The organism is Cellulomonas sp. A375-1, from assembly GCF_001040865.1.
GTDB lineage: Bacteria > Actinomycetota > Actinomycetes > Actinomycetales > Cellulomonadaceae > Cellulomonas > Cellulomonas gelida.
The window spans coordinates 1-22,685 of sequence record NZ_LFKW01000043.1 but is presented as its reverse complement, the minus strand read 5'-3'; the positions used below and the strand labels follow the sequence as shown (position 1 = coordinate 22,685).

At 73.3% G+C, this 22,685-nt stretch carries 18 protein-coding genes and 1 pseudogene; 1 reads left to right on the top strand and 18 read right to left on the bottom strand.

From position 1 onward, the window contains the following. The 16 genes and pseudogenes from CWIS_RS05215 to CWIS_RS05140 all read right to left on the bottom strand — a co-directional run. A pseudogene (locus tag CWIS_RS05215) lies at window positions 1-1,120 on the bottom strand (primosomal protein N'); the annotation flags it as partial. 94 nt (window positions 1,121-1,214) lie between these two features. After that, window positions 1,215-2,417: a methionine adenosyltransferase gene (gene metK / locus CWIS_RS05210; protein ID WP_048342196.1), complete on the bottom strand. Its 1,203-nt coding sequence runs from the start codon at window positions 2,415-2,417 to the stop codon at window positions 1,215-1,217. Window positions 2,418-2,454: 37 nt separating this feature from the next. Then, window positions 2,455-3,705, bottom strand: a complete 1,251-nt coding sequence (gene coaBC / locus CWIS_RS05205) for a bifunctional phosphopantothenoylcysteine decarboxylase/phosphopantothenate--cysteine ligase CoaBC (RefSeq protein WP_048342195.1) — start codon at window positions 3,703-3,705, stop codon at window positions 2,455-2,457. A 32-nt stretch (window positions 3,706-3,737) separates the two neighbouring features. Further along, window positions 3,738-4,001 carry a DNA-directed RNA polymerase subunit omega gene (gene rpoZ, locus CWIS_RS05200; RefSeq protein ID WP_048342194.1) on the bottom strand — a complete coding sequence of 88 codons (264 nt, stop codon included), beginning with the start codon at window positions 3,999-4,001 and terminating at the stop codon, window positions 3,738-3,740. Between the two features lie 66 nt (window positions 4,002-4,067). Further along, entirely contained in the window at window positions 4,068-4,637 is a 570-nt protein-coding gene (gmk, locus tag CWIS_RS05195; protein WP_048342193.1) for a guanylate kinase, read from the bottom strand. A 106-nt stretch (window positions 4,638-4,743) separates the two neighbouring features. Further along, a complete protein-coding gene (gene mihF / locus CWIS_RS05190; RefSeq protein ID WP_048342201.1) occupies window positions 4,744-5,055 on the bottom strand; it encodes an integration host factor, actinobacterial type in 312 nt (103 codons plus the stop codon). A 240-nt stretch (window positions 5,056-5,295) separates the two neighbouring features. Next, on the bottom strand, window positions 5,296-6,159 hold the full coding sequence (gene pyrF / locus CWIS_RS05185; RefSeq protein ID WP_048342192.1) for an orotidine-5'-phosphate decarboxylase: 864 nt from the start codon (window positions 6,157-6,159) through the stop codon (window positions 5,296-5,298). 100 nt (window positions 6,160-6,259) lie between these two features. Continuing rightward, entirely contained in the window at window positions 6,260-9,589 is a 3,330-nt protein-coding gene (gene carB / locus CWIS_RS05180) for a carbamoyl-phosphate synthase large subunit (RefSeq protein ID WP_048342191.1), read from the bottom strand. Further along, window positions 9,589-10,761, bottom strand: a complete 1,173-nt coding sequence (carA, locus tag CWIS_RS05175; RefSeq protein ID WP_048342190.1) for a glutamine-hydrolyzing carbamoyl-phosphate synthase small subunit — start codon at window positions 10,759-10,761, stop codon at window positions 9,589-9,591. The genes carB and carA overlap by 1 nt, the downstream gene beginning before the upstream one ends. Continuing rightward, window positions 10,758-11,306, bottom strand: a complete 549-nt coding sequence (locus tag CWIS_RS05170; RefSeq protein ID WP_048342200.1) for a hypothetical protein — start codon at window positions 11,304-11,306, stop codon at window positions 10,758-10,760. The genes carA and CWIS_RS05170 overlap by 4 nt, the downstream gene beginning before the upstream one ends. Then, the gene (locus CWIS_RS05165) at window positions 11,303-12,616 is read right to left on the bottom strand and encodes a dihydroorotase (RefSeq protein ID WP_048342189.1); all 1,314 of its coding nucleotides are present in this window, start codon (window positions 12,614-12,616) and stop codon (window positions 11,303-11,305) included. Before CWIS_RS05165 ends, CWIS_RS05170 begins: the two co-directional genes overlap by 4 nt. Further along, a complete protein-coding gene (locus CWIS_RS05160; RefSeq protein ID WP_048342188.1) occupies window positions 12,613-13,602 on the bottom strand; it encodes an aspartate carbamoyltransferase catalytic subunit in 990 nt (329 codons plus the stop codon). Before CWIS_RS05160 ends, CWIS_RS05165 begins: the two co-directional genes overlap by 4 nt. After that, window positions 13,599-14,201 carry a bifunctional pyr operon transcriptional regulator/uracil phosphoribosyltransferase PyrR gene (pyrR, locus tag CWIS_RS05155; RefSeq protein ID WP_048342187.1) on the bottom strand — a complete coding sequence of 201 codons (603 nt, stop codon included), beginning with the start codon at window positions 14,199-14,201 and terminating at the stop codon, window positions 13,599-13,601. The genes CWIS_RS05160 and pyrR overlap by 4 nt, the downstream gene beginning before the upstream one ends. A gap of 130 nt (window positions 14,202-14,331) precedes the next feature. After that, window positions 14,332-15,129 (bottom strand): putative protein N(5)-glutamine methyltransferase, encoded by a 798-nt coding sequence (locus CWIS_RS05150; protein ID WP_048342186.1) that lies wholly within the window; start codon window positions 15,127-15,129, stop codon window positions 14,332-14,334. Further along, window positions 15,126-16,871, bottom strand: a complete 1,746-nt coding sequence (locus CWIS_RS17460; protein WP_053071561.1) for a S8 family serine peptidase — start codon at window positions 16,869-16,871, stop codon at window positions 15,126-15,128. Before CWIS_RS17460 ends, CWIS_RS05150 begins: the two co-directional genes overlap by 4 nt. A gap of 131 nt (window positions 16,872-17,002) precedes the next feature. Further along, a complete protein-coding gene (locus CWIS_RS05140) occupies window positions 17,003-18,745 on the bottom strand; it encodes a S8 family serine peptidase (RefSeq protein ID WP_170210847.1) in 1,743 nt (580 codons plus the stop codon). A gap of 222 nt (window positions 18,746-18,967) precedes the next feature. Here CWIS_RS05140 and CWIS_RS05135 point away from each other — a divergent pair, with 222 nt between their 5' ends. Beyond that, window positions 18,968-21,199, top strand: coding sequence for a bifunctional diguanylate cyclase/phosphodiesterase (locus CWIS_RS05135; RefSeq protein ID WP_231583666.1), 2,232 nt, complete (start codon window positions 18,968-18,970; stop codon window positions 21,197-21,199). Between the two features lie 74 nt (window positions 21,200-21,273). On the opposite strand, the gene nusB is transcribed toward CWIS_RS05135, so the two are convergent. Both nusB and efp read right to left on the bottom strand, forming a co-directional pair. After that, window positions 21,274-21,690, bottom strand: a complete 417-nt coding sequence (gene nusB / locus CWIS_RS05130) for a transcription antitermination factor NusB (protein WP_048342184.1) — start codon at window positions 21,688-21,690, stop codon at window positions 21,274-21,276. 1 nt (window position 21,691) lies between these two features. Beyond that, window positions 21,692-22,255: an elongation factor P gene (gene efp, locus CWIS_RS05125; protein WP_048342183.1), complete on the bottom strand. Its 564-nt coding sequence runs from the start codon at window positions 22,253-22,255 to the stop codon at window positions 21,692-21,694. Between the last annotated feature and the right edge of the window lie 430 nt (window positions 22,256-22,685).

The following is a 22,685-nucleotide window of genomic DNA, read 5'->3' as shown; positions in this document are numbered from 1 at the left end:
GCGCGAGCTCGGTCGACGTGAGCGCTCGTACTCTCGGCGTGCGCGCCCGGACGCGTGCCCGGTCGGCGCTGACGTCGTGCGCCCAGCCTGCGGCCACGAGCGCCTGCGCCTCGACCGTGCGCCCGTGCGCTCCGACAAGCAGTGCCGCCTGCTCGATCTCCGAGCGCAGGGCCAGCACCTCCCGCACGTGCGGGTACGGCGCCCGTGGTTCGGCGTGCAGCGAGTCGCCGTCGTCCCAGCAGACCACGAGCCCCAGGTCGTGCACGGGCGCGAAGGCAGCGGCGCGCGTCCCGACCACGACATCGGCCTGCCCGCGCGAGGCCGCGAGGAACGCGCGGTAGCGCGGGCTCGGACCGTCGTCGGCCGTGAGCCGCACGGCGCCGCCACGCAGACCCGGTGCCCAGCGCGGCACCCCGGCGTCCTCGAGCGCGGCCAAGACCCGGTCCACGTCACGCGCGTCCGGGACGACGACGAGCGCCCCCCGGCCCCCGAGCACCGCGGCCGCGACCGCCTGCGCGATCGCGTCGGGCCACCGCGCGCCGGGACCGCCGGGGAGCGCGGTCCACACCGCACGCGGCGCTCCCCCGCCGGTGACGTGCTGCACGAACGCGGAGCCGCCGCGGTAGTCCGTCCACGCGGTCGCCGAGGGCGACGGCGGCGGAACGTCCGTCGGCTCGTCCGGTGAGGACTCGGCCTCGACGCGCGCGTGGCGCGGCGGGATCGCGAGCCGCAGCACGTCGGCGAGCGTCCCGGCCCAGCGGTCCGCGACCGCGCGCGCGAGGCGCGCCGTGGCGGGGTGCAGCACCACCTCGGCGGACACCACCCGGCGCAGCGGCACCAGCGCACCGTCGTGCTCGGCCTCGTCGGCCCGCTCCAGCACGTACCCGTCGACGTCCTGGCCGCCGAACCGCACCTTGACGCGCGTCCCAGGCTGCGCGTCGTCGGACAGCGCGGCCGGGACCGCGTACTCGAACGGGCGGTCGAGGTGCGCAGGCGGCAGGTCGATGCACACGCGCGCGACGGGGAGCTCGGTCGCGAGGTCACCCGCCGTGCGGGGACGACGGCGTGCGCGCGGTGCGGGCACGCCGTCGAGCGTCAGCTGCTCGGGCGTCGTCTCCACGGGCTCATCTCACCATCGTCCGCCCACGTCGGTGGCATCCCGGGGGCGCTGCGTCCTGCGGTCGCGCCGACGGTTCGGCGGGCACGTCGATCGGTCAGCCGACAGCCGCGCGCAGCTCGTCGACGCGGTCGGTGCGCTCCCACGTGAACTCGGGAAGCTCACGGCCGAAGTGACCGTAGGCCGCGGTCCGGCGGTAGATCGGCCGCTGCAGGTCGAGCGTGCGGATGATCGCCGCCGGACGCAGGTCGAACACCTGCCGGATCGCCGCGGTCAGACGCGCGTCGTCGACCAGGCCCGTGCCGAACGTCTCGACGTACAGCCCGACGGGGTGCGCCTTGCCGATCGCGTACGCGACCTGCACCTCGCAGCGGCGCGCGAGCCCCGCAGCGACGACGTTCTTGGCAACCCAGCGCATCGCGTACGCGGCCGAGCGGTCGACCTTTGACGGGTCCTTGCCCGAGAACGCTCCGCCGCCGTGCCGCGCGAACCCGCCGTACGTGTCGACGATGATCTTGCGCCCCGTGAGGCCGGCGTCGCCCTGCGGGCCGCCGACGACGAACTGGCCCGTCGGGTTCACGAACAGGTCGTACGACGACGTGTCGAGGTCGACCTGCGCGAGCACCGGCTCGATGACGTGCTCAATGATCGCGGGCCGCAGCTGCGTCTCCAGGTGCACGTCCGGCTCGTGCTGGGTCGACAGCACGAGCGCGTCGAGGCGCACGGGGCGGTCGCCGTCGTACCCGATCGTCACCTGCGTCTTGCCGTCGGGGCGCAGGCCCGCGACGATCCCCTCCTTGCGGACGAGCGCGAGGCGCTCCGCGAGGCGGTGGGCCAGCCAGATCGGCAGGGGCATGAGCGAGGCCGTCTCGTCCGACGCGTAGCCGAACATGAGGCCCTGGTCGCCCGCGCCCTGGGTGTCGAGCTCGTCGTGGTCCTCGGCGTCCTCACGAAGCTCGAGCGACTTGGCCACACCCATCGCGATGTCCGGCGACTGCTGACCGATCGAGACGGACACGCCGCACGACTCGCCGTCGAAACCGATGTGCGACGACGTGTAGCCGATCTCCCGCACGACCTGGCGGATGATCTGAGGGATCTCGACGTACGCCTCGGTCGAGACCTCGCCGGCGACGTGCACGAGGCCCGTGGTCACCATGGTCTCGACGGCGACGCGAGCGTCGGGGTCCTGGTCGAGGATCGCGTCGAGGATCGAGTCCGAGATCTGGTCGCAGATCTTGTCCGGATGGCCCTCCGTCACCGACTCCGACGTGAACAGGCGCATCGCAGGATCAGTCATGGGCTCAGCGTAATCGCGTGCAGGCCCGGACCCGTGCTCAGCCCAGTGCGCGGACGGCGTCCCACACCGCGTGGGCGACCGCGTCCTTGCTCCCGCTGGCGGTCGCCACCGGCTCACCGCGCGCGTCGAGGATCGTCACGTCGTTCTCCGCCGTCCCGAAGCCGAGCCCGTCGCCCACGGCGTTCACGACGAGCAGGTCCGCACCCTTGCGCAGCGCCTTGGACCGGCCGTGCTCCAGCACCGACCCCTGGTCGTCACCCGTCTCGGCCGCGAAGCCGACGACGACCTGCCCCGGACGCAGCCGGTCACGGGCGAGCTCGGCCAGCACGTCGACGTTCTCGACGAGCTCGATCGTCGGCGCCTGGGCACCGGCGCGCTTCTTGATCTTGGTCTCGGCGGGGCTCACCGGCCGGAAGTCCGCGACCGCGGCGGCCATCACGACCGCCTCGGCGTCCTTGGCCGCCGAGCGCACGGCCTCGCGGAGCTGTGCGGCCGTGCCGACCGGCACGACGACGACGCCGTCAGGCGCGGGGACGGCCAGGTTCGCGGCGACGAGCGTCACCTGCGCTCCACGCTGCGCCGCGGCGGAGGCCAGCGCGACGCCCTGACGCCCGGAGGACCGGTTGCCCAGGAAGCGCACGGGGTCGATCGGCTCCCGGGTCCCGCCGGCCGACACCACGACCCGCCAACCGGCGAGGTCGTGCGTGCTGTGGACATCCGCGGTCTCAGCCGCGTGGCCACCTGGTGCGGTCTCGGCTTGAGCCGGCTCGACGAGCCGCAGCGCGGCGGCGGCGATGACGTCCGGCTCGGGCAGCCGTCCCGGGCCGGTGTCGGTGCCCGTGAGCCGCCCGGAGGCCGGGTCGAGCACGTGCACGCCGCGCGCGCGCAGCAGCGCGACGTTCGCGACGGTCGCGGGGTGCTCCCACATCTCGGTGTGCATCGCGGGCGCGAGCAGCACCGGCGCGCGCGTGACCAGGAGAGTCGCGGTCAGCAGGTCGTCCGCCTGACCGGTCGCGGCGCGTGCGAGCAGGTCGGCGGTCGCCGGGGCCACGACGACCAGATCGGCGTGCTGCCCGATCGCGACGTGCGCGACCTCGTCGACGTCCTCGAAGACGTCGGTCGTGACACGCTGGCCCGAGAGGGCCTCCCACGTCGGACGGCCGACGAACTCGAGCGCGGCCCGCGTCGGCACGACGCGGACCTCGTGGCCGGCCTCGCGCAGCTGGCGCAGCAGAAGGACCGCCTTGTAGGCGGCGATACCGCCCGCGACACCCAGCACGATGCGCACGCGCGTGCTCCTCTCGCGGGCGGTCGCGGGACTCAGGCCTCGGTGGCCTCGACGGTCAGCAGGCCACGGTCGATCTCACGCATCGCGATCGAGAGCGGCTTCTCCTGCGGACGCGTCTCGACCAGCGGGCCGACGTACTCGAGCAGGCCCTCGTTGAGCTGCGAGTAGTAGGCGTTGATCTGACGCGCACGCTTGGCCGAGTACAGCACGAGGGCGTACTTCGAGTCGGCGCGCTCGAGGAGCTGGTCGATCGGCGGGTCGGTGATGCCCGTGGGGGCGGCGACGGTTCCGGACACGGAGGACTCCCGAGGCTTGGGTGGGGTGTGGCTGATCGACGATCTGCCCGACAGTCTACCCGGGCGTCAGGCGCGGACGACTCCCATGACGTGCACGAGCTCGTCCGTGGCGCGCGTCACCTCGTCGTTGACGATGACGTGGTCGAACTCGGAGGCCGCCGCGAGCTCGACCCGCGCCGTCTGCAGACGTCGCTCGCGCTCCTCCGCACCCTCGGTCCCCCGCCCGACGAGCCGGCGCACCAGCTCGTCGAACGACGGCGGCGCGAGGAAGACGAACCGGGCGTCGGGCATCGACTCGCGGACCTGGCGCGCGCCCTGGAGGTCGATCTCGAGGAGCGTCGGCACACCCGCGGCGAGGCGCTCCTCCACGGGCCCGCGGGGCGTCCCGTAGCGGTTGCGGCCGTGCACCACGGCCCACTCGAGCAGCTCGCCGGACTGCGCCATGCGGTCGAACTCCTCGGCCGACACGAAGTGGTAGTGCACGCCGTCGATCTCGCCCGGCCGCGGCGCACGCGTCGTCGCGGACACCGAGAGCCACACCTCGGGGTAGCGCGCCCGGACGTCGGCCGAGACCGTTCCCTTGCCCACCGCTGTCGGTCCGGCGAGCACGGTGAGCCGCGCAGGCGTCGTCGTCATGGCGGCGAGAGCTCCTTGGTGGTCGGGTGGCGCTGCGCCTGCCGACACCGGCGGGTGCCCGGTCACCGGCGGCGGCGCAGCGTGACCCTACCTCAGGGCGAGCGCCTCAGCCGAAGCGCTTGATGAGCTCCTCGACCTGGTGCGGACCGAGCCCGCGACCCCGCCGTGTCTCGGAGATCCCGATGTCCGACATGATCGCGCGAGCCTTGACCTTGCCGACCCCGGGGAGCGACTCGAGCAGCGAGACCACCTTGAGCTTGCCGATGGTCTCGTCCTGCTGCCCCTGCTTGATGACCTCCGAGAGGCTTCCCTGCGAGTACTTGAGGCGGTTCTTGACCTCGGCACGGGCCTGCCGGGCAGCGGCGGCCTTCTGCAGCGCTGCAGCGCGCTGTTCGGGAGTCAGCGGAGGGAGTGCCACGCGCGTCACCTTCTCGTCACAAGAGCTGGACCTGACCGTCACCCCGCGAACTTGCGGGCCGCATCTGTGAACCTAGCGACCCCCCCGAGGTCCGGCAATGCGAACACGCCCGTGCCGCGGACCTGCGACCTGCGCAGACGACGCGAGACGCCCACAGCGCGGACCCTGCGGGCGCGCCGCAGCGACCCCGGTACGAGCCGGACCGCTGTCCAGTTCGCGGGGGTGCCGGCCGCGGCCGGTTCAGCTCAGTGCGGCCGCCGCCTCGTGCGCCGCCGCACCGGCCGCGGCGCGCAGCGCGGCGACGTCCGGCCCGGCGCGCAGCACGCCTCGCGACGAGGAGGCGAGCACCTGTCCCCGGGCCGCGCCGAACACCTCGCGCAGCTCGTCGGCGCCCGCCCCCTGCGCGCCCACGCCCGGCGCGAGCAGGGGTCCGTTGACGGCCGTGAGGTCGGTCCCGGTCCGGCCGGCCGCGTCGCCCACCGTCGCGCCCACGACGAGCCCGATCGAGCCCATGGGCGTCGCGTCGGCGTTGAGCGCCGCGGCGTGCGCGGCCATCACGGCCGCGACGGAGGCGCCCGTGCCCCCGTCGCCTCGGGTCGTGCGCGCGTGCTGGACCTCGTGGCCCTCCGTGTTGGACGTCAGGCAGAGCACGAACAGCCCGCGGCCCGACGAGAGCGCGAGGTCGACCGCGGGGGTCAGCGACCCGAAGCCGAGGTACGGCGAGACCGTCAGCGCGTCCCCCGCGAGCGAGGAGCCGTCGCGCAGGAACGCCTCGGCGTAGGCGCCCATCGTCGAGCCGATGTCCCCGCGCTTGGCGTCCACGATGACGAGCGTGCCCGTCTCGCGTCCCGCGGCGACGATCTCCTCGAGCACCGCGACGCCTCGCGAGCCGTGGCGCTCGAAGAAGGCCGCCTGCGGCTTGACCGCGGCGACACGCCCCGCGACGGCCTCCATGACCGTGAGCGAGAACCGGCGCAGGCCCTCGGCGTCGTCGCTCAAGCCCCACGCGTCGAGCAGGCTCGCGTGCGGGTCGATCCCGACGCAGAGCGGTCCGTGCGCGGCCATCGCCGTCGCGAGCCTCGTGCCGAACGGTGTGACGGCCATGCGGTGCCCTCTTCTCGTGCTCGTCGTGCCTCGGTGCGCGGCCCTGCGCCTGACGGCGCGCCGGGGAGGAGGCCGGCGAAGGCCTCCTCCCCGCGGCTCGTCAGACGCTCGCCGTCGCCTCGCGCCGCGCGACGGTCTGCGCGGCGTGCTCCTGCAGGCTCGTGACCGCGTACGGGCCGGACCGGGCGGCCTCGATGGCCTGCACGGCCGCCCCGAGCTGCTGGACGGTCGTGGCGATCGCCTTGTCCGCCGCGACGGTCGCCGCGCGGATCTCGTAGCCGTCGGCACGGGCGCCCTGGCCGGACGGCGTGTTGACGACCATGTCCACCTCGCCCGCGACGATCAGGTCCACGATCGTCGGCTCCCCCGCCGGGCCCCGGCCCGCCGAGTGCTTGCGCACCACGGTCGAGCGGATGCCGTTGCGGCGCAGGACGGTCGCGGTGCCCTCGGTCGCGAGGACCTCGAATCCCAGCTCGGTCAGGCGCTTGACCGGGAAGACGATGGACCGCTTGTCGCGGTCGGCCACCGAGATGAAGACCTTGCCGCCCGAGGGCAGCCCGCCGAACGCCGCATCCTGCGACTTGGCGAATGCCGTCGGGAAGTCGGTGTCGAACCCCATGACCTCGCCCGTCGAGCGCATCTCCGGGCCCAGGACCGTGTCGACCACGTGGCCGTCGCCCGTGCGGAACCGCTTGAACGGCAGCACGGCCTCCTTGACCGCGATCGGCGCCTCGAGATCCAGCACCGAGGCGTCGGCCGCGGGCAGCAGCCCCTCGGCCTTGAGCTGCGCGATCGTCTTGCCGGTCATCACGTGCGCCGCGGCCTTCGCGAGCGAGACGCCCGTGGCCTTCGAGACGAACGGCACGGTGCGCGACGCACGCGGGTTCGCCTCGAGCACGTACAGCACGTCGCTGACCAGCGCGAACTGGATGTTGAGCAGCCCGCGCACGCCGACCCCACGGGCGATCGCCTCGGTCGACAGGCGGATCCGCTCGAGCTCGGCGAGCGACAGCGTGACCGGCGGCAGGACGCACGCCGAGTCGCCGGAGTGGATACCGGCCTCTTCGATGTGCTCCATGACGCCCCCGAGGAACAGCTCCTCGCCGTCGAACAGCGCGTCGACGTCGATCTCGATCGCGTCGTCGAGGAACCGGTCGATGAGCAGCGGCGACAGCGTGCCGGCACGGCCGCCGTCCGCGGCGTTCTCCAGCGCGCGGTCGACGTACTCGGTGAGCTGGTGCTCGTCGTAGACGATCTCCATGCCGCGGCCGCCCAGGACGTAGGACGGGCGCACCAGCACCGGGAAGCCGATCCGACGCGCCGTGTCCTTCGCGCCCGCGAGCGTGGTCGCGGTGCCGAACGCCGGTGCGGGCAGACCGGCCGCCTCGAGCACCTTGCCGAACTCGCCGCGGTCCTCCGCAGCGTCGATCGCCTCGGGCGGGGTGCCGAGGATCGGCAGGCCCGCGTCCTGCAGGCGCTGCGCGAGCGACAGCGGCGTCTGGCCGCCGAGCGTCACGATCAGGCCCGCCACCGGACCCGCGGCGAGCTCCGCCGCGTAGACCTCGAGCACGTCCTCGAACGTCAGCGGCTCGAAGTACAGGCGGTCCGAGGTGTCGTAGTCGGTCGAGACCGTCTCCGGGTTGCAGTTGACCATCACGGTCTCGTACTCGCCCTTGAGGGTCAGCGCGGCGTGCACGCACGAGTAGTCGAACTCGATGCCCTGACCGATGCGGTTCGGGCCCGAGCCCAGGATGATGATGGCCGGTCGCTCGCGCGGGGCGACCTCGGTCTCCTCGTCGTACGACGAGTAGTGGTACGGCGTCAGGGCTGCGAACTCGGCCGCGCACGTGTCGACGGTCTTGAAGACCGGGCGCAGGCCGACGGCGTGGCGCGCACCGCGCACCGCGTCCTCGGTCGTCCCGCGCAGCTGCGCGACCTGGGCGTCGGACAGGCCGTGCCGCTTGGCGTGCACGAGCACGTCGCGCGTGAGCGCGGACGCGGTGCGCGTGGCCTCGGCGACCTCGTTGATCAGCACGATCTGGTCGAGGAACCACGGGTCGATGCCCGTGCGCTCGTAGACCGTCTCGACGCTCACGCCCGCGCGCAGCACCTGCTGCACGTCGATGAGCCGACCCTCGGTGGGTCGCGCGATCGAGGTGACGAGCGCGTCCAGCGCGTCGCCCGTCGCGGGCTCGCCGGCCCAGTGGAACACCGAGCCCTTCTTGTCGATCGAGCGCATGGCCTTGCCGAGCGCCTCGGTGAAGTTGCGGCCCAGCGCCATGGCCTCGCCGACCGACTTCATGGTCGTCGTCAGCGTCGGGTCGGCGGCCGGGAACTTCTCGAACGCGAACCGCGGGACCTTGACGACGACGTAGTCGAGCGTCGGCTCGAAGCTCGCGGGCGTCGAGCCCGTGATGTCGTTGGGGATCTCGTCGAGCGTGTAGCCCACCGCGAGCTTGGCGGCGATCTTCGCGATCGGGAAGCCCGTCGCCTTCGACGCGAGCGCCGACGAGCGCGACACGCGCGGGTTCATCTCGATCACGACGACCCGGCCCGTGCTCGGCTCGACCGCGAACTGGATGTTGCAGCCACCGGTGTCGACGCCGACCTCGCGGATCACCGCGATACCGATGTCGCGCAGCCGCTGGTACTCCCGGTCCGTGAGCGTGAGCGCGGGCGCGACCGTCACCGAGTCGCCCGTGTGCACGCCGACCGCGTCGACGTTCTCGATCGAGCACACGACCACGACGTTGTCGTGCTTGTCGCGCATGAGCTCGAGCTCGTACTCCTTCCAGCCGAGGATCGACTCCTCGAGGAGCACCTCGGTCGTCGGCGAGTAGTGCAGGCCCTGGCCGGCGATCTGGCGCAGGTCCGACTCGTCGTACGCGATGCCCGAGCCGAGCCCGCCCATCGTGAACGACGGGCGCACGACGACCGGGTAGCCGAGGTCCTCGACCGCGGCGAGGGCGTCGTCGATCGAGTGGACGATCGCCGAGCGCGCGGACTCGCCGCCGCAGACCTCGACGACCTGCTTGAACTGCTCGCGGTCCTCGCCCTTCTGGATCGCGGCGATGTTCGCGCCGATGAGCTCGACGCCGTACTGCTCGAGCACGCCGGCCTCGTGCAGCGCGATCGCCGCGTTGAGCGCGGTCTGGCCACCCAGCGTCGGCAGCAGGGCGTCGGGGCGCTCCTTCGCGATGATCGAGGTCAGCACGTCGGTCGTGATCGGCTCGACGTACGTCGCGTCGGCGAACTCCGGGTCGGTCATGATCGTCGCGGGGTTGGAGTTCACGAGGACGACCCGCAGGCCCTCCTCCTTGAGGACGCGGCACGCCTGCGTCCCCGAGTAGTCGAACTCGCACGCCTGACCGATCACGATCGGGCCGGACCCGATGACCAGGACGCTGGAGATGTCGGAGCGGCGAGGCATCAGTGGGCGCCCTTCGTGTCGTTCATGAGATCGAGGAAGCGGTCGAAGAGGTAGGCCGCGTCGTGCGGGCCGGCCGCCGCCTCGGGGTGGTACTGCACGCTGAACGCGGGCAGGTCGAGCGCCTCCAGGCCCTCGACCACGTCGTCGTTGAGGTCGACGTGCGACACGACGACGCGCCCGTAGCGGCCGTCCTCGTACGGCGCGACCGACTCGCCCTCGAGCGGCGCGTCCACGGCGAACCCGTGGTTGTGCGCCGTGATCTCGACCTTGCCCGTGCGACGGTCGATCACCGGCTGGTTCACGCCGCGGTGGCCGTAGCCGAGCTTGTACGTGCCGTAGCCGAGCGCGCGGCCCAGCAGCTGGTTGCCGTAGCAGATGCCGAAGAACGGGATCTTGCGGTCGAGCACGTCGCGCAGCAGGTCGATCTCGTGCGTGGCGGCGCTCGGGTCACCCGGCCCGTTCGAGAAGAAGACGCCGTCGGGCGCGGTGGCCAGGACGTCGTCGATCGTCGCGGTCGAGGGCAGCACGTGCACGCGGATGCCGCGCTCGGCCATCCGCTGCGGCGTCATGGCCTTGATGCCGAGGTCCACCGCGGCGACGACAGCGCGGGGCTCGGCCAGCACGCCGCCGTCCTCGTCGAGGGCCTCGACGACGTACGCCTCGCCCGTCGTGACCTCGCCCGCGAGGTCCGCACCGGCCATCAGGGGCGCGGCCAGCACGTCCTCGAGCAGCTCGGAGTCCGTCCGGTCCCCCAGCGCGTCGCCCGAGAAGATGCCGGCGCGCATGACGCCGCGCTCGCGCAGGTGCCGCGTCAGGGCACGCGTGTCGATCCCGGAGATGCCGACGATGCCCTGCGCGACGAGGTCGTCGTCGAGCGTCCGGCGCGAGCGCCAGTTCGACGGGACACGCGCGGGGTCGCGCACCACGTACCCGGCGACCCAGATCTGCCCGGACTCCTGGTCCTCGTCGTTGACGCCCGTGTTGCCGATGTGCGGCGCCGTCATCACGACGATCTGGCGGTGGTAGCTCGGGTCCGTGAGCGTCTCCTGGTACCCGGTCATCCCGGTGTTGAAGACGATCTCGCCCAGCGTGGTGCCGGTGGCGCCGTACGCGAGCCCGGCGAAGCTGCGGCCGTCCTCGAGGACGAGCCGCGCGGGGGCGGTGTGGTTCATGGCTTCTCCTGTGTGCCGAGCGACGCGGCGGGGGTGTCAGGGATCAGGGCGGCGACCGCGTCGACGAGCGCGTCGCGGTCGGCCGCGTGGCGGGGCAGCAGGCCGGTGTCCAGGCCGCGCTCGTCGTCCGCGCCGGGCGGCAGCCAGGTCAGGACGACGAGCCCGTCGCGCGAGACGACCTTGCCGGCGATCCCACGAGCGGTACCTGCACCGCGGAGGGTCTGTGCCGGCAGGAACAGGTCACGTGCGCCGGCACGTCGGACCAGCACGCCGGTGGCGTGCACGCTGACCTCGGCCCGGCTGCGCACGCCCAGGTCGTGCGCGACGACCCGGTCGAGCCAGTCACCCGCGCGGGTGGACGAGACGTACACGGACTCGAGCGGGCCGAACGTCGCCGGTCCCGGGTCGTCGGGCACCTGGGGCAGGACCGGCGCCGCGGCCTCGGTCCGTCGTCGTCGGTGCTCCCAGCCGGCCCGCATCCCCCACCACGCGAGCAGCAGGATCGCGAGCATCGCGGCGGTCGTCACGCCCTGGCGCAGCGTCATCGCGCGTCCGCCGATCCACCGTCGCACGGCGCACCGTCCAGCACGGTCGCGCGACCGCGCAGGAAGGTCGCGACGACGCGGCCCGGCAGCTCGCGCCCGCCGAACGGCGAGTTCACCGACTTGCTCGCCTGCGCCTCGGGGCGCACGACGCGACGCGCAGCCGGGTCGACGAGCGTGAGGTTGGCGGGCTCGCCCACGGCCAGCGGCCGCCCGTGCCCGTCGACGCGTCCGATCCGGGCCGGTGCGCTCGACAGCACGCGAGCGACGTCCGCCCAGGTCATGCGACCGGTGTCGACCATGGTCTCCTGCACGACCGAGAGCGCCGTCTCGAGCCCGGTCATGCCGAACGCCGCGGCGGCCCACTCGCAGTCCTTGTCCTCGCGAGGGTGGGGCGCGTGGTCGGTGGCCACGATGTCGATCGTCCCGTCCGCGAGTCCCTCGCGCACGGCCTCCACGTCGCGTTGGGTCCGCAGCGGCGGGTTCACCTTGAACAGCGGGTCGTACCCTCGCGCGAGCTCGTCGGTGAGGATCAGGTGGTGAGGCGTGACCTCGGCCGTCACGTCGATGCCGCGCGACTTGGCCCAGCGCACGATCTCCACCGAACCCGCGGTCGACAGGTGACACACGTGCAGGCGCGAGCCCACGTGCTCCGCGAGCAGGACGTCGCGCGCGACGATCGCCTCCTCGGCCACCGCGGGCCACCCCGCGAGCCCCAGCTCGGCGGAGACGACGCCCTCGTGCATCTGCGAGCCCTCGGTGAGCCGCGGCTCCTGCGCGTGCTGCGCGATCACGCCGTCGAACGCCTTGACGTACTCCAGCGCACGCCGCATGACGACCGGGTCGTGCACGCACTTGCCGTCGTCGGAGAACACCCGCACGCGCGCCTCGGACTCGGCCATGGCGCCCAGCTCGGCCAGCCGCTCCCCACCCAGCCCGACCGTCACCGCGCCCACCGGGAACACGTCGACCCACCCGGCACGGCGGCCCAGGTGCCAGACCTGCTCGACCACTCCCGCGGTGTCCTGGGTCGGGGTCGTGTTCGCCATCGCGTGCACCGCGGTGAAACCGCCCAGGGCCGCGGCGCGCGTCCCGCTCGCGATCGTCTCGGCGTCCTCGCGACCCGGCTCCCGCAGGTGGGTGTGCAGGTCGACCAGACCGGGCAGCGCGACGAGCCCGCGCCCGTCGATCTCGACGGCGTCCTGCGGGGCCTCGAGGGCCGATCCGATCGCGGCGACCACCCCGTCGGCGAGCAGGATGTCCGTGCGCGCCTCCCCCAGCGGGGAGACGTCGCGCAGCAGGTACGTGGTCACTCGGCACTCCTGTTCGTGGTCGGCTGCTCGCCGGCGAGCAGCAGGTACAGCACCGCCATGCGCACCGCGACGCCGTTGGCGACCTGCTCGACGATGACGGCCCGGTCGCTGTCGGCGGCGTCGGCCGAGATCTCCAGCCCGCGGTTCATCGGTCCCGGGTGCAGGACGATCGCGTGCTCGGGCAGCGACGCCATGCGTCGCGCGTCGAGCCCGTAGCCCCGCGAGTACTCCAGCGGGCTCGGGAAGAAACCGCCACCGGCGCTCGACATCCGCTCCCGCTGCACGCGCAGCATCATGATCGCGTCAGGCTTGCCGTCCACGATCACGTCGTCGAGGCGGTAGCTCACGTCGCACGGCCACGCCTCGACGCCGACCGGAACGAGCGTGGGCGGCGCGACGAGCGTCACGCGCGCACCGAGCGTGTGCAGCAGCTGGACGTTCGACCGCGCGACGCGGCTGTGCAGCACGTCGCCGACGACCGCGACGTGCAGCCCGTGCAGGTCGCGCCCGCTCGCGTCGACGCTCCCCCGCTCGCCGACGAGGTGGCGACGCAGCGTGTACGCGTCGAGCAGGGCCTGCGTCGGGTGCTGGTGGGTCCCGTCGCCCGCGTTGACGACCGCGCCGTGCGTCCAGCCCGACGCTGCGAGCGTGTGCGGCGCGCCGCTGGCCTGGTGCCGGATCACGACCGCGTCCGCGCCCATCGCCTGCAGCGTGAGCGCCGTGTCCTTGAGCGACTCTCCCTTGGACACGCTCGAGCCCTTGGCCGAGAAGTTGATGACGTCCGCCGAGAGCCGCTTCGCCGCGGTCTCGAAGCTGATGCGCGTGCGGGTCGAGTCCTCGAAGAACAGGTTGACGACCGTGCGCCCGCGCAGCGTGGGGAGCTTCTTGATCTCGCGCGCCTGGGTCGCGGCCATCTGGCCCGCCGTGTCGAGGATGCGCAGCGCGTCCTCGTGCGTGAGGTCCGCGGCCGAGAGCAGGTGCTTCACGCGCGTGCCCCTTCGATCAGGACCGCGTCGCGGCCGTCCAGCTCGCTCACGAGCACGCGCACGCGCTCGGTCTGCGAGGTCGGCAGGTTCTTGCCCACGAAGTCCGCCCGGATCGGCAGCTCGCGGTGCCCCCGGTCGACGAGCGCGGCGAGCTGCACCGCGCGCGGGCGGCCGAGGTCCGAGATGGCGTCGAGCGCCGCCCGGATCGTGCGGCCCGAGAACAGCACGTCGTCCACGAGGACGACGACCTTGCCGTCCACGTCCGCCGGGAGCTGCGTCGTGCCGATCGACCGGGTGGGGTGCTGGCGCAGGTCGTCGCGGTACATCGTGACGTCCAGGCTCCCGACGAGGCGCGCGGCGTCGAGGCCCGGCTCGACCTCCGCGATGCGCGCGGCGAGGCGCGCGGCCAGGGGCACTCCCCTGGTCGGGATGCCCAGCAGGACCAGGTCCTGCCCGCCCTTGTTGCGTTCGAGGACCTCGTGCGCGATGCGGGTCAGCGCCCGGGCGATCTCCGCCTCACCGAGGACGACGGTGGGCTCAGGGGCGGCGTCAGGTGCCGGCTTCCCGGAGGCATCGTCAGAGGGCAGCGCAGTACTCATGTGCGACTCCTTCTCCGCCTCACGGGACGGAAGTTAAAGGAAGGTCAGCGGTCCCGCTCACCCTACCCCGCGGCGGTCACGGGAGCCGTCGCGTCACGGTGCGACGTGGCTCACGCCACGTCGCTCGTGGTCAGCTCAGTCCGTCCCCCGCGAGCCGACCGACCACCGCGGTGCCGTCGCGCTCGTCGTCGCGGTGCACCCGGACCGCGAGGCCCTGCGCCGCGAGCAGCGTGGCCGTCGTCGGCGCCTGCCGCTCGCTCGTCTCGACGAGCACCGCGCCCCCGACCTTCAGCCACGGCCGCACCTGCTCCGCGATCCGGCGGTGCACCGCGAGCCCGTCCTCACCGCCGTCCAGCGCGACCCGCGCCTCGTGGTCGCGCGCCTCGGGCGGCATCGTCGCGATCGCGGCCGTCGGCACGTAGGGCGCGTTCGCGACCACCACGTCGACGCGTCCCCGCAGGCTCGCCGGCAACGCGCTGAGCAGGTCGCCCGCGTGGACCCGGTCCGGCGGCAGGTTGTGCCGTGCGCACGCGACCGCCGCGGGGTCGACGTCCGCGGCATGCACCTGCGCCGCGGGGTGACGTGCGGCCACGGCGGCGCCTACCGCGCCGGTCCCGCAGCACAGGTCGACGACGAGCGCGTCGTCCGGCCCGTCGGCCAGGAGCTCGTCGACCAGGTCGACGAGCAGCTCGGTGCGCGTGCGCGGCACGAACACCCCGGGCTCGACGTGCACGCGCAGGCCGGCGAAGCGCGCCCAGCCGAGCACGGGCTCGAGCGGTTCGCCCGCGCAGCGGCGTGCGACCCTCGCGTCGAGCGCGGCGTCGTCGCCGTCCTCGGCGAGCAGGAGCGCCGCCTCGTCCTCCGCGAAGACGCAGCCCGCCGCCCGCAGCCGCGCGGCGAGCACCACCGGGTCCCGCGCGTCGCTCACCGGCCGACCAGCAGTCCACCGGACGAGGTGGAGCGCGCGTAGAACGACCCGGTGCTGCGGGGCGTGACCGTGACCGTGAGCCGCGCACCGCGGTCCTGCGTGCCGACGCGGTACGTCCGACCGGTCGCGCCCGCCACGGCCGCTCCGTTGCGGTACCAGCGGTAGCGGAGCTCCGTCACCTTGCCCGTGAAGCCCGCCGGCACGGCCGCGGTCACTCGCTGCCCGACCGCGCCGGTCCCGCTGATCGTGGCCGGTCCGAGCGGGGCGAGGACCTTCGACAGGTCGAGCCACCCGGCACCGCACTGGCTCCGCACGCACGCCCCGGACGCGTACGCCGGGAACTGCGAGACGGCCGAGAGCAGCGCGCGTTCGAGCGCCGCGCCCTTGAGCCCCATGCCCGCGAGCAGCGCGGCGCCCCCGGCGACCGCCGGCGCCGCCTGGCTCGTGCCGTACATGCCGACCCAGGTCGGCTCGCCCGGCGAGTCCAGGCCGCTGTTCCAGGTCGACCACACGTAGCTCGACACGGAGCCGTCGGCGCCGGATCCCCCGGGGGCGGCGAGGTCGACGGCACGGCCCGTGTTCGTGTACGGCGTGCGCCGGCCGTCCCGGTCGAGGGCCGCGACCGTGATCACCCCCGCGCAGTTGGCGGGCACGGACTTCAGGGCGCTCTTGGCCGCGTTCCCCGCGGCCACGACGACCACCGCCCCGCGCGCCCGCGCGCCGTCGATCGCCTGCTGCAGCACCGCGGGGCACGCCAGGTCGACCTCGGTCTGGATCGACAGGTTGAGCACGCGAGCCGGCGTCGCGTTCTTCCGCGTGCCGGAGACCGTGCCGCCCGAGGCCCAGGTGACGCCCGCCGCGATGTCCGCGAACGTGCCGCCGCCCGCGCCGAGGACGCGCACCGGCTGGATCCGCACGTTCGGCGCGACGCCCGCCATGCCGGTCCGGTCCGTCGTCGCGCCGACGATGCCCGCGACGTGCGTCCCGTGCCACGAACTCGCCGTGCCCTGGCTCAGGTCCCCTTCGTCGGTCGGGTCGGCGTCCCGACCGTTCCCGTCACGCGCCGCGGACCGGCTCGAGATCATGTCGTAACCCGCGACGAGGCGGCCGTCGAGGTCCGGGTGCGGCGTGATCCCCGTGTCGAGGACCGCCACGACGGTGCCGTTCCCGCGCGTGCGCGGCCACAGCGACAACGCCCTCGTCGAGTACCCGCCCGCCGGGAGCCGCACGCCGCTCACCGAGCCGGTCCGGTAGTCCCACAGGTGCCACTGGTACTCGCGGAAGTACGCGTCGCGCGGCGTCACGGGGGGCGCCGCTGCGCTCGACGCCAGGTAGTTCGGCTCCGCCCACTCGACCGCGGGGTCGCCCGCCAACGCCCGCGCGGCACGCAGAGCGGTGGAGGCGGGCACGGGCGTGGCGAAGTCGACCGCGACCGTGCCGTCACCCGCGGGGGCGGCGACCGTGCCGATCGGGGCCCCCGCGCTCGCGCCGGTGATCGCAGCGGCGGTGCTCGGCGCGATCGTCGCGCCGTCCCGGAGCCGGTAGACGACCCCGGCCGCGAGCGGCTCCTGCTCTTGCGTCGCCGGTGGCTCGTACACGCCGAGGTCGCCGGCCGCTGCGGGCGTCGCGATCACGGGCCCGCCGACGAGCACGCCCGCGAGGAGCGCGACCGCGGCACGCCTCGCGCGTCGTCCGCTCACCGAGAGTGTCCGCACCGGTCGTGCGTCGGCGATCGTGGTCATGCGTGACGTCCCGTCGAGTCTGTCGTGCTGTGCGTGAGCGGACGCGCGTGTCCGCTCACCTGAGCCGAACGACGCACGGGCACGGTCGTCGGTGAGGACGACCGTGCCCGTGCGTCAGTCTCTCAGGACCGTCAGCCCACCTTGCTCGTGGACAGCGACGTGGTGGTGATGCCGAGGTACGAGCCCGAGCCCTTGGGCGTGACCTTGACCTTGATGGTCTTGCCCTTGTCCGCGGACGTCAGCTTGTACGTCGAGCTCTTCGCTCCGCTGATGACCGCACCGCTGCGGTACCAGGTGTAGCTACGGCCCGAGATCCTGCCCGTGAACGACGAGGACGCAGTCAGCGTGCGACCGACCTTGACCGTGCCGCTGATCGTGACACGGCTCTTCGGCGCGAGGACCTTCTGCAGGTCGAGGTAACCGGTGCCGCACTTGCCGCGGCAGGTCCACGACGGCGTCGACGGGTACTTCGGGAACGTCGAGACGGCCTTGACGATCCCGACCTCGATCTGGCTGCGGCTCAGGCCGAGCGAGGCCAGCATCCCGGCCGCGGCCGACACCGCGGGCGCCGCCTGGCTCGTGCCCGCCATGGCACCCCAGGTCGCCGACCCGGGCGTCGTGGTGCCGGAGTTCCACGTCGAGGCGACGAGACGGCCCGAGTCGCCGCCGGGCGCCGCGAGCTCGACGGCCGAACCGTAGTTGGAGTACGACGCGCGCTCACCGAACTCGTCGGTGGCCGCGACGGTGATCACGTTCTTGCAGCTCGCGGGCGAGAACTTCAGCGCGCTCTCGTTCGAGTTGCCAGCCGAGACGACGACCACGGCCCCGCGCTTGCGCGCGCCGTCGATCGCCTTCTGCATGAACGACTCGCACGAGTGACGGCCGCCCAGCGACAGGTTGATGACCTTGGCGGGCGTCTTGTTCTTCGACGTGCCGCTCACCGAACCGCCCGACGCCCACGTGATGGCTGCAGCGATGTCCGCCGACGTCCCGCCGTCGCGGCCGAGCACGCGCACGTGCTGGACCTTCAGGCCGGGCGCGTTGCCGATGCCCTGCTTGCCGTCGTGCGCGGCCGCGATGATGCCCGCGACGTGCGTGCCGTGCCAGGAGCTGTCGTCCGACGAGGTCCAGTCGCCCTGGTCCTTGGGGTTGGAGTCACGGCCGTTGCCGTCCCGCGCGGACGCCTTGCTCGAGATGAAGTCGTAGCCCGGGACCGTCGCCTTGGTGAGCTGCGCGTGCGTCGTCTGGCCGGTGTCGAGCACCGCCACGACCACCGACGACCTGCCCTTGGTCGCGGGCCAGAGCGCGAGCGCGTGGCTCGAGTAGCCACCCTTGGGGAAAGTGATGGAGTCGGCCACGCCCTCGCGGTAGTCCCAGATGTTCCACTGGTAGTCGCGCAGGTACGGGTCGCTCGGGTTGACCGGGGCGTTCGCGTCGGCGGTCGAGATGTAGTTCGGCTCGACATCGGTGACGCCCGGGAGCGCGTCGACCGCGGCGATCTTGGCGGCTGCGGCCTTGGCCGTGAGCGGGGACGCGAAGTCGACGGACCAGCTCGCGCCGCCGTCGACCGCGTGCGCGCCCTCGGCGAGCTTCGCGCCGGAGGCGGCGAGCGCCGCGCGCACGGAGCCCGCAGCTGCGCTCGCGGCCGTGCCGCTCGAGATCGAGGCGAGGCCCGAGACCCGGTACACGACACCCGCGACCAGGGAGTCCGGCTTCGCGGCCGGCGCCGTGCGCTGGGTCGGCTTCGTGCTCACCGCGGAGCCACGCGGCTCGCCCAGGCCGTTGTCAGCGGCGCTCGCCGGCGTCACGGCGGCGACGGTGATCGTCGCGACCAGCCCCGTGCACGCCACTGCGGCGACTGCGCGCCGTGTCATCGTCCAGCTCGGCATCTGTTCTCCCACGTCGTCGTCGGTCGCCCGAGGCACCGGGCGCCCAGGGCAGGTTAGTGCCAGGTGCGCAGATCGGACATCCGGAACCACCGGGTGAGATGCGTTTTTCGCCCGCGCGGGTGCGGATCACCCGAATGCCCGTTCAGGTCGCGTCCCGCGCGAGCCGAACCCTCAAGGGTGCTCGGCTCGGTTCCCCTGTGGGTCTGCGTGATCCAGCTCGTCGCGGCTGGCCTCGTCGCAGGCCTCTGCGTGCTGCAGTGGCTGTGGTGGCGCACCGACCGACGACCCGTCGGCGCCGTCTGGGCCCTGGCCTGGTCGGCGGACATCGGGATCATGCTTCTCGTCGGGGGCATCGCGGGCGTCCTGGCGCCGGGGGCCGCGCCCGCCACGCTCGGCTTCGTGCACGCCCTGTTCGTCGGAGGGTTCCTGCTCCTGGCGCTGCCCACGACGCGGTCGTTCGCCCACGGCCCGCGCGTGCGCTGGTGGGTGGCGGCGGCCTCCGTCCCGCTGGCCGCGTACGCGCTCGCCTCCCTCTCCCCCGTCCTGGGCGGGGACGAGGTCGCCACCGACGTGGTCGGCGGCACGCTCCTGGCCGCGACGGTCGTCGTGATCGCCTATGTCATCGTGACCCTCGGTCGGCACTCGGTCACGGCGTGGGGTCTGCTGCTCGTCGCGGCCGGCTTCGAGTCCGTCTGCATGCTCGTCGCGAGCGGGTTCATGCCGGACCACGACATCGGCGCGCTGCTCGCGGCCCTGTGGTCGGTCCCGATCGCGTTCGGTCTCGCTGCGCTCGCGCTGGTGCGCGTCCGGCAGGCGCAGAACGCGGCCAACCGCCAGCACCGGATGCGCGACGCGATCGCCCGGGTCTCGAACTCCGCGTGGTTCGCGCACGACGCCGACGCGCTCCTGCACCAGGCCCGTGACGAGGCGCGCACCGTGCTCGGCGACCCGAGCGTCGAGGGCACGCTGCGCCCCATCGCGCACGGGCGCTACGTCTGCGAGCTCTTCGGGACCTCCCCGCACGACGCGCACGAACGCACCTTCCTGGTGGACCTGGCGCAGATCGTCTCCGCCGCGGCCGAGCGCTACACCCTGACGCGCCAGCTCAACCGCACGGCCTACGCCGACGCCCTCACGGGCCTGCCCAACCGGCGCGCGGTGCAGCAGCACCTGCACGAGGTGCTCGAGCGGGCCAACGTCGAGCGCACCCGAGTCTCGCTCGTGTACTGCGACCTCGACGGCTTCAAGCGTTTCAACGACGTGCACGGCCATGCCGGCGGCGACGACATGCTGTGCCGCGTGGCGCAGTACCTGCGCGGTGCGGTGCCCGGCGACGAGACGCTCGTCGGGCGGCTGGGCGGCGACGAGTTCGTCGTCGTCATCGCCCGCGCACCGCTCGACCCCGAGCTCGTCGCGATCGCCCGCAGCCTGCGCGAGGGGTTCGTCGACCGGTCGTCGGGCAGCCGACCCTCGCGCCTGTCCGTGGGGATCGCGACCTGGCAGCCCGGGGACGTCGTGGACGTCGAGGCCCTCGTGCGGCACGCCGACACCGCGATGCTCGAGGCCAAGCGCTCGCGGTCGGGCTTCCGGGTCTTCGACCGCGCGCTGCGCCGGGCCGTCGAGGCCGAGCGCCTGCAGCGGTCCGCGCTCGAGGCTGCGGTCGCGGACGGGCTGTTCACGGCGCACTACCAGCCGATCGTCGACGCGCGCACGCTCGAGGTCCTGCAGGTCGAGGCGCTCGCCCGCTGGGACCACCACGGCCGTCTGCTGCTGCCCGCCGACTGGATCGACCTGGCCGAGGAGACCGGGCTCATCGTCCCGATCGGCCTGTCCATGCTCGGCCAGGCGCGCCGCGCCCTCGACCGGTTCCAGATGCCCGTGTCGGTCAACCTCGCGGCCCGGCACCTGTCCGAGCCCGACGCGCTCGAGCAGATCGAGACCGCGTGGGGCACCACCTACTGGGAGCACCTGACCCTCGAGATCACCGAGAGCGCGCTCGTCCAGACGACCGCAGCCATCCCGGTGCTCTCCGAGCTGCGGGCGCGCGGGGCGCGCATCGCCGTCGACGACTTCGGCACCGGCTACTCCTCGCTCGCACGGCTCGCCCGCCTGCCGGTCGACGTGCTCAAGATCGACCGCTCGTTCGTGCGCGAGGTCGACACCGACCGCGGCGCCTCGGTGGTACGGGCGATCGTCGAGCTCGCGTTCGCGCACGGGCTGGACGTCGTCGCCGAGGGCGTCGAGCGCGCCTCCGACCTCGACGCGCTGGTCGAGCTCGGGGTGCGGCGCGTCCAGGGCAACTTCCTCGGTCGGGCCGTACCGACGGTGCCCGTGCGCGGGCCGCGTCCGGGTTCCGACTGGGAGGACACGCGTCCGCTGCGGATCGTGCCGTCTCCCCGCTCCGACGAGCGCCCCGAGCGGCTGCACCTGCACGCCTGAGACGTCGCAGGAGGCCTGAGACGCCGCAGGCCCGGCCGAGGATCGGCACGGGCCTGACGGACGGGCGGACGGGCTCAGGCGAGGAGCATCGGCTTCAGCTCGACGACCCGGCCCAGCAGTCCGTTGACGAACGCGGGCGACTCGTCGGTCGACAGCGCCTTGACCAGGTCCACGGCCTCGTCGACGGCCACCGCGTCGGGCACGTCGTCGTTGAACAGGATCTCCCACGTGCCGACCCGCAGCACGGCGCGGTCGACCGCGGGCATGCGGTCGATCGTCCAGCCGTGCGAGTGGGACGCGAGCACCTCGTCGATGCGCACGAGCCGGGACACGACGCCCTCGACGATCTCGACCGCGTACTGCGGCAGGGCCGCCTCCGTCCCCGGCTCCGCGATCCGCTGCGCGAGCAGGGTCACCGGCGCGAGGCCGCGCTGGTCGGCCTCGAAGAGGACGTCGACTGCCCGCTTGCGGGCCTTGGACCTGGCTCCCACGTCAGTCGTTCACGCGGCCCAGGTAGGAGCCGTCGCGCGTGTCGACCTTCACCTTGGTGTTCGCCTCGAGGAACAGCGGGACCTGGATCTCGTAGCCGGTCTCGAGCGTCGCCGGCTTGGTGCCCGCGCTCGAGCGGTCGCCCTGGAGGCCCGGCTCGGTGTACGTCACGAGCAGCGTCACCGACGGCGGGAGCTCGACGTACAACGGCGCGCCCTCGTTGGTCGCGACGAGCGCGCTCTGGTTCTCCAGCAGGAAGTTCGCGGCGTCGCCGACGGTCGCCGCCGGGACGTGCAGCTGGTCGTACGTGTCCGTGTCCATGAACACGAAGTCGTCGCCGTCCTTGTAGAGGTACTGCATCTCGCGCTTGTCGACGTTGGCCGTCTCGACCTTGATGCCGGCGTTGAACGTCTTGTCGACGACCTTGCCGCTCAGCACGTTCTTCAGCTTGGTGCGCACGAACGCGCCACCCTTGCCCGGCTTGACGTGCTGGAACTCGACGACGGTCCAGAGCTGGCCGTCGATGCGCAGCACGGTGCCGTTCTTCAGGTCGTTGGTGGTCGCCACGATTCGTCGCTTCCTGTCGAGGTGGATCGAGGCGGCCGGGACGCCTCACGCGGAATCGGCGAGCCTCTCGTGTCGAGACGCTCGTCCAGCGGTCAGCGGGGTGACCCGTCGAAGATCGCGTCCGGCCGCGGGCCGCCGACCATCGTACCGCCCCCGACGCTGCGCACCGTCGCGGTGGCTGTCGTTGCCTCTGCCGCGGACTGTTGGTCGCGGCTCCCGTCGCGGCCACAGTCCGCGCGCGTCGCGGCGACCTCGCGCGCGCCCGGCGGGTCCACTGGATGCCCGCCCTGCCCGAACCGCGCACCGGCACGGGCTCACTGTGGTTCGGTAGGCGCATGCTGAAGGTGCTCGCGGCCGTCGCCGCGCTCGTCGTGTCCGTCGGCGGCGGCTGGTGGTTCGTGTCCGCCGTCCTGCGGCTCGCCTCGCGCAC